This window comes from Euzebyales bacterium (assembly GCA_036374135.1).
In the GTDB taxonomy this organism is placed as follows: domain Bacteria; phylum Actinomycetota; class Nitriliruptoria; order Euzebyales; family JAHELV01; genus JAHELV01.
Genome location: DASUUK010000050.1, coordinates 1 through 9303 on the forward strand (window position 1 = coordinate 1; position 9303 = coordinate 9303).

Sequence of the window (9303 nt, forward strand, 5' to 3'; positions counted from 1 at the left end):
CTGACGCGGTGGGCACCCGAGGTCGGCGTGGCGACGCCGGCGCGCTAGGTTGATGACGCCCGCCCGAGACCGCTGCACGCCGGTTGCCCATGAGCGCAGAACACGAATCCGAGCTGCCCCCACCAGCCGGCACCCAGATCCTCTGGGGCCGGATCCTGGTGCTGCTGCTCGCGCTGGCGCTCGTCTTCTGGTTGGGCACCACGTTCAGCGGTGACGAAGCGATGCGCCAGCAGGTCGCCGAGCAGCGTGACGAGATCGCGCGTCTCGAAGCGCAGATCGCCGCCATGGAGGCCGAGATGGCGGCCGCCGAGGCCGGTGGCGGACAGGCGCAGGGCACAGCGACAGGGTCGGAGGCTGCAGCGACCGCTGCACCGCGACGCAACGGCAACGGCGGGCAGCGCGACGACGGCGGCGCGAACAACACCGGCGACGGCACGGCAGCCGGCGGGAACGGGGGGGCCACGGAGCCGACGGGCACCCGCTACATCGTGGAGTCCGGCGACAGCCTGGCGTCGATCGCCCAGGAGGTGTATGGCGACCCGACGCGGTGGCGCGACATCGCGCGGGCCAACGATCTCCAGGAGCCTTTCGCGCTCACGGTCGGCGAGGCGCTGCTGATCCCCGACGCCCAGTGATCCCGTGACCAGGCGGTATCCTGCACCGGCATCACCTGGCGGGCGATCGGCGCCGGTCGGTAGAGGGTCGCGGCGACCGCAGCGAGCACCGCATCCGATCCGCGAAGATCCACCAGTCCGACGAGAGCCGAACAGGTCGTCGGCAGCCGAAGGAGGAGCGATGGCGTCGTCCGCCTCAGGTACCGTCACGGCCACCGACCTCACCCAGCGCATCGGGATCACCAACGAGGCCGCGCTGGCGTACGTACGCGAGCCCGACCCGCGCCTTGACCGGCTGTCGGCACGGGTCCGGGAGGAGCTGATCACCGAGGTGCCGGCGGTGACCGCCGGTGCCCTGCTGGGCAGGGCGGCCCTCGCGCGCCACTTCGTGGCGTCGGCGGCGACCGGTCGCTACCGGGACCTGTTCGGCCTGTGGGAGCTGTTCAGCGCCGACCCGGACGTCTGCCGACCGGTGCTCCAGGAACGTACCGAGGCACTCGAGCGTGCCCGCGCTGCCCTGGAGTCAGCGACGGTGCTGGGTCTGCGCGGCCACGCCGACCGGGTCGCCGAGGACGTGCTCCGGGCGAAGGGCCTGATCTGGCAGTGGCTCCGCGCGGTGCTCGACGACAACCGCGCCCTGGTGGCCGCGCGTCCACAGGTCGCCTCCGCCGTGCTGCAGCGGGATCCCGACATGGATCTCGAGCTGCCCGACGAGCCCGACACGTTGTGGTTGCGTGAAGCTGCCGCCGCACGCACCGCGACGGGCCCCCTTGCACCGCCGGTGGAACAGCGGCTGCGCGACAACGCCCACCGGTTGCCGGCGACCATTGCCAACCTGGAGTTCGTCCGGGAGCAGTTGCCCCACGCCCTCGATGAAGTGCTCGCCGACGTCGACCTCAACCGCCCCGACATCGGCGCGGTCCTCGCGTGGTCACGGGACCACGGCGTTGCGGCGCCAGTCGTCGACCGCATCGTCGGGCACGTCGTGGCGGCGATCGACGACGATCACGCCGCCGGCCTCGCCGCCTGGTGGCAGTGGCGCGAAGCGGGCGTCGACATCGACCTGCCCGACGCGTTGCGGCGCGCACCGATCGACACCTTCGACCTGACCCGGCCCGAGACGGCGGTGCTACTCGCCGCACGGGCCAATGGTGGTGAGAACATCGCGGCCGACGACCGTCTGGCGTCGCTCGTCACGAACAACCGGCAGTTGGCGGAGAAGGCGTACGAAGCGCTGGTCTGCGCAGGCATCGACGTCCAGCTGCCCGCCGCGCTGGAGGACAACCCCATGGTCCGCGACGGTGCGCGCTGTCCGGCGTGCCGCGCCTGGACGTGGGTCCGCCCGGGCCATGAACGCCGGTGCCCACGGCTGGCGGCGATGGGCGTGGACGCAGCAGCGGTCGACGGCGACACCGCTGACGGCGCTCCGAGGGACCGGCCAGGCGACGCAGGGGCCGGTGGCGATGCAGCCGACGATGCTCAGGCGCCCTCGCCCGGCAGCGACGCGACCTCGGACGCGGCCAGCGACGCCGAAACGGCGTCCCCCGACCCCGGATCACCGGCATCCGCCGGCACGGCGCCAGAAATCAACCGGATCCCGGAGTGACACCGACCACCGTAGACCGCAACCGCCCGACCGACGACTGGCTGACCGACCGCGCCCGCGCGCTGGCGGTCACCCAACAGGCCGTCGCCGCCCAACCGCGGTCGTTCACCGTGTCCGGTGACGGTCGGCACTGGTGCTTCCTGTCCGCGCGCTCACCCTCGGACCACCGGCTCGGGTTGTGGCTCATGGATGACGACACGCAGCCACGACTGATCGTCGACCCCGACGACCTCGGGGACGAACGGGACGTGCCGGCGGCGGAGCGTGCGCACCGGGAGCGCACGCGCGAACGCGCGGCCGGCGTCACGAGCTATGCGGCGTCACCGGATCTGGCTGTGGTCGCGTTCGCGCACGGCGGCCGGATGCACCTGCTGTCCACGACCGATGGGACGCAGCGGATCATCGACGACACCGACGCCGTGGTCGATCCACGCCCGTCGCCCACGGGCACCCACGTCGCGTGGGTCACCGGAGGAGCACTGCACGTGGCAGATGTCACCACCGGCGTGGCGCGTCAGATCGCCCACGACGACGACCCGGACGTGACGTGGGGCCTGCCCGAGTTCGTCGCCGCCGAGGAGATGGGGCGACTGCGCGGCTACTGGTGGTCACCGGACGGCAGCAGGATCGCCGTGTGCCGCGTCGACGCGACACCTGTCGACCAGTGGTGGCTGCACGAGCCGGTGACCCCTTCGGCGAGTCCGCGCCCGCTGCGCTATCCGGCCGCCGGTCGCGCGAACGCACGGGTCCGGCTCGCCATCGTCGATCTCGGCCAGCGGCGCCTCGACGTCGAATGGGACGTGCAACGGTGGCCGTATCTCGCCGCCGTGCGGTGGGACCCCGGCGCACCACTGACGCTGGCGGTCCAGACGCGTGACCAACGCGAGCTGGCGATCCTGACCGTCGACGAGGACGACGGCACGACCCGGCAGCGCGGGTGCGTCCACGGCGATCCGTGGGTGGAGCTGGTCCCCGGCGTGCCACGCTGGTCCGACGGGGCGCTGGTGACCATCGAGGACGACCCCGGGTCGGACACGCGCAGGGTCCACGTCGACGGCCGACCCCACTCCCCCGCCGGACTGCACATCGACGCCGTGCTCGGCGCCGACGCGACCGGGATCGTGGTCGCCGCCAACACCGACGATCCCACGTCCACCGCCCTGTGGCGCATCGAGCGGGGCGTCGCCACCCCGCTGACCGACATCACCGGCGTGCACGCCGGTGTACGGCACGCGTCGACGACGGTCGTCCATCGTGCGACCATCGACGATGCCACGGGCACCACGACCGTCCGCCGCGACGGTGAGGGACGCCCGGTTGCGACAGTGCCGCGGACGCCGATCGATCCGCCGCTGCGACCCGTCCCGCAATTCGCGCAGCTCGGTCGCCGGCGGCTGGAGGCGGCGCTGCTGCTGCCCAGCTGGTACGTCGACGGGCCGCTGCCGGTGCTGCTCGACCCCTACGGGGGCCCGCACGCACGCCGGGTGCGCCGCGCCGTGCACGGCTTCATGACCAGTCAGTGGTTCGCCGAGGCCGGATACGGCGTGCTGGTCATCGACGGACGCGGCACGCCGGGCCGCGGGCTGGCGTGGGAGCACGCCGTCCACGGCGATCTCGCGCGCTGCGCACTCGCCGACCAGCACGACGGCCTGCTGGCGGCCGCGGAGCGCTGGCCCATGCTCGATCTGGCGCGCGTCGCGATCCGTGGCTGGTCGTTCGGCGGTTACCTCGCCGCGCTGGCGGTGCTGCGCCGACCGGACGTGTTCCATGCGGCGGTCGCGGGCGCGCCCGTCACCGACTGGCGCCTGTACGACACGCACTACACCGAGCGCTATCTCGGGGATCCGGCCGTCGACCCGGCGGCCTACGACGGCAGCGGTCTGCTCGGCGACGCACCCGACCTGCGCCGACCGCTCCTGCTGCTGCACGGGCTCGCCGACGACAACGTCGTCGCGGCACACACACTCCAGCTCTCCAGGGCGCTGCTCGACGCCGGGCGGCCGCACACGGTGCTGCCGCTGTCGACGACGACCCACGTCACGCGCGAGCCGGACCAGGTGGCGAGCCTGCTGGGGATCCAGCTGCGCTTCATCCGCGACGCGCTCAGTGACGTGACCACGCGCTCACCGACGCTGTAAGGTTCCCAGCGTGTACCGAGACGATCAATGTGCGGTGTGCGGCGCGTCACTGCCACCGGACCATGTCTACTGCCGCGAGCACGCGGCCGAGGTCGACGACCGCCTCCATCGGATCGGCGCACTGCTCGACCGCGTGCTCGACGATCTCCCCGAGCTGGCTCAGCTGCTGGGCGAGGTCGCCCCGGAGACCTGGGACTGGCTCGCGGACGAGGTGGGCGACACCGATGACTGGCTGCCGCCGCTGGCGTTGCGCATGCAGGTGCACGCCGACCAGCTCGACGTCGACGTCGACAGCGAGCCGGGGCGCGTGCGCCTGGACGTAGAGGCCGATCTGATGACGTGGTGCGCGACCGGCGTCGCTGCGATGGATGCCGCACGCCTGCGGCGGGTCGCGCAGGCGTGCGCGAAGGCGACGGGTGCCGATGCGGCCTACTGACACCTCCCGGGACAGCGGCCTGCGCGGTGGTGGCATCGCGGGCGCCGTCACGTCCGCTGACGCGGCCCGCACCGCGTCCGAGCCGACGACGCAACGAGGGTTCGCGAGCCGATGGATCTGGGTCGGACAGCTCACCCGGTTCGGCGTCGTCGGCGTGCTCGGCACCGTTCTCAACGTGGCGATCCTGCACGTGCTCCACACCGAGCTCGGTTGGGGCTTCACACGGTCGTCGGCGATCGCGACCGAGCTCGCGATCGTGCACAACTACATGTGGAACGAGCTGTGGACGTTCCACATCCGCAAGCTGGACCTCGGCCGCCTGCTGCGCTACCAGACGTCGTCGCTCGTCGCGTTCTGCGTGACCGTCGGCGTCGCTACGCTGGCCAAGGAGGCCATCGACCCCAGGCTCGCCCAGCTGGTCGGCATCCTGTCCGGCGCCGGCTTCAACTACGCCGTCAACGTGCGCTGGACATGGGGGCCGACCGCCGTCACCAACCGCACCACCGCACAGGACGCACCCATGCTCGCCGACACGATCCAGTCAGACCTGCACACCGCCATGAAGGCCCGTGACCGCCACGCGGTCGCCTCGCTGCGCATGGTGCTCGCCCGCATCAAGGAGGCCCGCACGAGCGCCGGACACGGCGACGAGGTCACAGACGACGAGGTGCAGACCCTGATCCGGCGGGAGGCCAAGCGCCGCGAGGAAGCGGCGGCCACCTACGCCGAAGCCGGACGCGACGAACTCGAGGCCATTGAGGTCGCCGAGCTCGAGGTCCTGCGCCGCTACCTGCCCGCCGAGCTGTCGGACGAGGCACTGGCAGCGATCATCGACGAGGCGATCGCCGAGACGGGGGCCACGTCGGCGAGCGACTTCGGGCGGGTCATGGGCGCGGTGATGCCGAAGGTCAAGGGCCAGGCCGGTGGTGGCCGCGTCAACGCCCTGGTGCGCGCGCGGCTGACGCCGTAGCGCGGGCGGTGCCGCGCGCCGTCAGCTGTCGCCGGTGCGCTCGTCCCGCTCTGCAAGGTAGCGTTCGAACGCCTCGGCCAGCTCGTCGCCGGTGACCTGCTCGGCGTGCAGTTCCTCGAACCCGCCGGCCTCGTCCTCGGCGTCGACGCGTTCCTCGAGCTCGGCGACGTAGCTCGACAGGTCATCGTCGGTCGCGACGACCTCGGCGATCTCGTCGTGCTGCTTGCGCGCCGCCTCGGACAACGGTTCGAGATCCACGTCGACGTCCAGCGCCGTGACCAGGGCCTCCGCCAGCGAGTGCGCCGCGGCCGCATACGTCGTTCCCGACAGGTAGTGGGGAACACCGGCCCAGATGCTCCACGTCTCGAAGCCGCGCTCCATCGCGTTGTGCGTCAGCACGCCGGTGATGCCGGTCGGGCCCTCGTAGTCGCTGCGCCTCACGCCCAGCGTGGCAACGGCCGACAGCCGGGAGCCACGGCCGGTGAGTGGGACCGGACGGGTATGGGGCGAGTCGACCTGCAGGGCGCCGACGCACATGATGGTGTCGACCTCCAACGCCGAGGCGTACCCGAGCACTGCGTCGCTGAACGTGCGCCACCGCAGGTTCGGCTCGGTGCCCGACAGCAGCATGATGTCCCGATCGCCGACCTGCGCCACGTGGAAGCGGTTCTGCGGCCAGTCCAGCACCCTGCCGACGCTGGGATCGAGGTGAGTAGTCGGCCGGTTGACCTGGAAGTCGAAGAAGTCCTCCGGGTCGATCTGCGCGGTCGGTTCGGCGTCGAGCAGGTGCGAGATCGCGTCGACCGCACCGGTCGCCGCCTCCCCCGCATCGTTCCAGCCTGCGAAGGCGGCGATCAGCACACCTCGCTGCAGGTGACGGTCGGCTGTCAGTCGTTGGACCACATCGCGGTCAGCCATCACTGCTTCAGTACCCGCAGATAGAAGTCGAGCAACAACGGTCTCACGACGTCGGCGCGGGTCAGTTGCACGTCGTGGCCGCCGGCGGGGATCACCGCCTCCTCGCTGCCCGAGAACGTCGACCGCAGCTCGGCGTACTGTCCGTGGTCGATCGTGGTGTCGCGGTCGCCGCGCATCAGCAGCACCGGTGCCTCCAAGTCGGCCAGTGCGTCGATGTCGACGTCGACGCTGAGACCCTTCGAGTCGCGCAGACACACGTCGCGCCAGGCGTCCCGGCTGCCGAGCGGCTCGTGCAGCTTGGCCAGCGTCTTCGCCCAGAACGGATAGTCTCGTTCGAGCTGGTCGGGATGGAACACCTCACGCCACGCCCGCAGACCGTCGTGCTCGCGGATGCTCACACCGATCAGCACCAGCGACGACACCAGATCCGGGCGACGCTCGACGAGCGGCAACGCGGTGTGACCGCCCATGCTGAAGCCGGCCAGGTGCACGGGGGGCCCCACGTCCTCGATGTAGTCGATCACTGTGTCGACCAGCAGATCACGCGAGAACTCCGCCCCGTCGAGCGGGCTGCTGCCGTGACCGGGCAGATCGGGGAGGTGGACGTGGAAGTGCTCGGCGAGTGGCTCGGCCTGCTTACCCCAGTGGTACTCGCCGGTGCCGATGCCTCCGTGGAGCATGATCAGGTCGGGCGCGTCGTCGGCGCCTCGCGTGGTGACGTGCATGGCGACAGCGTAGACGCCACCGTTCAGCGCGTCGCCCGTCGTCACGTCACGCCCCGCGCGCCCGCGGGCCCGGTCCGCCCGACGGCGAACGCCACGATACGGACACGAACCACACGGTCGGAAGACACGTCGGTGTCCGATCCACGACGTTCGCGTGCCTCCGGGGCCCGGGTACGGCTAGGTTGGTGGGCACTCCCCCGGCGACCTCTGCACGTCGTGCCGTCGTCGGACGCGTCCCAGCTCCACGACCTCAGGACCGTTTGTTCAGCCATGACCCTCTCCGTTGGAATCGTCGGCCTGCCCAACGTCGGCAAGTCCACGCTGTTCAACGCGGTCAGCGCCGCGGGCGCCGCGGCCGCCAACTACCCGTTCGCGACGATCGAGCCGAACGTCGGCATCGTCGGTGTGCCCGACAAGCGCCTGGCCGTCCTCTCGAGGCTCGCGAAGTCGGCCCGCGCGGTGCCGGCCGCGGTGGAGTTCCACGACATCGCCGGCCTGGTCAAGGGCGCGAGCGTCGGCGAGGGGCTGGGCAACCAGTTCCTTTCACACATCCGTGAGGTGGACGCGATCGTGCACGTCGTGCGGTGCTTCGACGACGTCGACGTCGTGCACGTCGAGGGCACGGTCGATCCCGCCCGCGACATCGAGATCATCGAGACCGAGCTGTTACTCAAGGACCTCGAGACGACCGAGCGCGCCGCGGACAAGGCGGCGCGCATGGCCAGGTCCGGTGGCGCGGACGCCCGCTGGCGGGCCGACGCCCTCGCGGCGCTGCGGGACGAGCTCAGCGGCGGCGCACCCGCCCGCAGCGTCACCGCCGGCGACCCGGGTGCGGCCGCGATCGCTCGTGAGATCGGCCTGCTGACCGCCAAGCCCGTGCTGTACGCGGGCAACGTCGCCGAGGACGAAGTGCCCGACCCGGACTCCGAGGCCGTGACCGCGCTCCGCCGCGCCGCCGCCGACCGGGGCGCCGAGGCCGTCTTCATGTGCGCCGAGGTCGAGGCGCAGATCGCCGAGCTCGATGCCGACGATCGCGCGGAGTTCCTGTCCGACCTCGGGCTCGAGATCTCCGGCCTCGATCGCGTCGTCACGGCCGCGTACCGCCTGTTGGGATTGCTCACGTTCTTCACCGCCAGCTCCAAGGAGGCGCGCGCATGGACCGTGCGCGCCGGTGCCCGTGCACCGGAGGCCGCCGGGGTCATCCACAGCGACATGCAGCGCGGCTTCATCAGGGCCGAGGTCATCAGCTACGACGACTACGTGGTGCTCGGCGGTGAGGCGGCTGCCCGTGACGCGGGCCGGCTGCGCATCGAAGGCAAGGACTACGTGGTCGCCGACGGCGACGTCATGCACATCCGCTTCAACGTGTGAGCGGGCGTCCCGCACGCCACGCGGCGATTCGCTATGCTGTCGGTCGCCGGGCGATTAGCTCAGGGGGAGAGCGCTTCCTTGACGCGGAAGAGGTCAGAGGTTCAAATCCTCTATCGCCCACCCCGATTCTGAAGCAATTTCAGGCCCCTGACCTGCGGAAACGCGGTTAGGGGCCACTTCATTGCCGTAGCACAGCGCTCCGACAGTGGATAAGTTCCGAGCGCTCTCAGCGCGCCCCGTACGCTCATCTGACACCGATTCGAGGTGGTCGATGGGCACCGAGTACGACGAGCTGGGACCGCTGGGCAGGGACCTGGCGATCTGGGAGATCCACCTGCGCTCGACCGGCAAGTCGACGCACACGATCCGCTCGTATGTCGCCGGCGTGCGCGCGCTGGCGGAGTTCCTCGGCCACCAGGGGCTCCCGCTCGACCCCGAGGAGATCACCACGCGCCACCTGCGAGCCTTCCAGGCGCACCTGCTGCTACCGGAGGACCAGGGTGGCGCGGGCAAGCGGACCAGCAC

Annotated in this window: 9 protein-coding genes and 1 tRNA gene; 8 read left to right on the top strand and 2 right to left on the bottom strand. The window is 71.3% G+C overall.

The window, feature by feature from the left end:
• Positions 1-89: 89 nt before the first annotated feature.
• From VFZ70_08675 to VFZ70_08695, 5 genes are all read left to right on the top strand, one after another.
• The gene (locus tag VFZ70_08675) at positions 90-635 is read left to right on the top strand and encodes a LysM domain-containing protein (protein HEX6255874.1); all 546 of its coding nucleotides are present in this window, start codon (positions 90-92) and stop codon (positions 633-635) included.
• 160 nt (positions 636-795) lie between these two features.
• Positions 796-2220, top strand: a complete 1425-nt coding sequence (locus VFZ70_08680; GenBank protein ID HEX6255875.1) for a hypothetical protein — start codon at positions 796-798, stop codon at positions 2218-2220.
• Positions 2217-4358, top strand: coding sequence for a prolyl oligopeptidase family serine peptidase (locus VFZ70_08685; GenBank protein HEX6255876.1), 2142 nt, complete (start codon positions 2217-2219; stop codon positions 4356-4358). The genes VFZ70_08680 and VFZ70_08685 overlap by 4 nt, the downstream gene beginning before the upstream one ends.
• Positions 4359-4368: 10 nt before the next feature.
• Positions 4369-4794, top strand: coding sequence for a hypothetical protein (locus tag VFZ70_08690; GenBank protein HEX6255877.1), 426 nt, complete (start codon positions 4369-4371; stop codon positions 4792-4794).
• Positions 4781-5764, top strand: a complete 984-nt coding sequence (locus VFZ70_08695; protein ID HEX6255878.1) for a GatB/YqeY domain-containing protein — start codon at positions 4781-4783, stop codon at positions 5762-5764. Before VFZ70_08690 ends, VFZ70_08695 begins: the two co-directional genes overlap by 14 nt.
• A gap of 21 nt (positions 5765-5785) precedes the next feature.
• Here the strand turns inward: VFZ70_08695 and VFZ70_08700 are convergent, their stop codons facing one another.
• Both VFZ70_08700 and VFZ70_08705 read right to left on the bottom strand, forming a co-directional pair.
• Entirely contained in the window at positions 5786-6682 is an 897-nt protein-coding gene (locus VFZ70_08700) for a PAC2 family protein (GenBank protein HEX6255879.1), read from the bottom strand.
• Complete coding sequence (locus VFZ70_08705) at positions 6682-7452, bottom strand: alpha/beta hydrolase (GenBank protein HEX6255880.1); 771 nt, start codon at positions 7450-7452, stop codon at positions 6682-6684. The genes VFZ70_08700 and VFZ70_08705 overlap by 1 nt, the downstream gene beginning before the upstream one ends.
• Before the next feature lie 225 nt (positions 7453-7677).
• Between VFZ70_08705 and ychF the strand changes: the two genes are divergently transcribed.
• The 3 genes from ychF to VFZ70_08720 all read left to right on the top strand — a co-directional run.
• Positions 7678-8778, top strand: a complete 1101-nt coding sequence (gene ychF / locus VFZ70_08710) for a redox-regulated ATPase YchF (protein HEX6255881.1) — start codon at positions 7678-7680, stop codon at positions 8776-8778.
• Between the two features lie 48 nt (positions 8779-8826).
• Positions 8827-8898: transfer RNA gene (locus VFZ70_08715), tRNA-Val, on the top strand.
• A 151-nt stretch (positions 8899-9049) separates the two neighbouring features.
• Positions 9050-9303, top strand: a 254-nt coding sequence (locus VFZ70_08720; protein HEX6255882.1) for a phage integrase N-terminal SAM-like domain-containing protein, incomplete at its 3' end; no start/stop codon positions are given.

Excerpts from the sequence above, each read along its gene's own strand:
- VFZ70_08675 (HEX6255874.1), top strand. The coding sequence starts at position 90 with ATGAGCGCAGAACACGAATCCGAGCTGCCCCCACCAGCCGGCACCCAG.
- VFZ70_08680 (HEX6255875.1), top strand. The coding sequence starts at position 796 with ATGGCGTCGTCCGCCTCAGGTACCGTCACGGCCACCGACCTCACCCAG.
- VFZ70_08695 (HEX6255878.1), top strand. The coding sequence starts at position 4,781 with ATGCGGCCTACTGACACCTCCCGGGACAGCGGCCTGCGCGGTGGTGGC.
- VFZ70_08700 (HEX6255879.1), bottom strand. The coding sequence starts at position 6,682 with ATGGCTGACCGCGATGTGGTCCAACGACTGACAGCCGACCGTCACCTG.
- ychF (HEX6255881.1), top strand. The coding sequence starts at position 7,678 with ATGACCCTCTCCGTTGGAATCGTCGGCCTGCCCAACGTCGGCAAGTCC.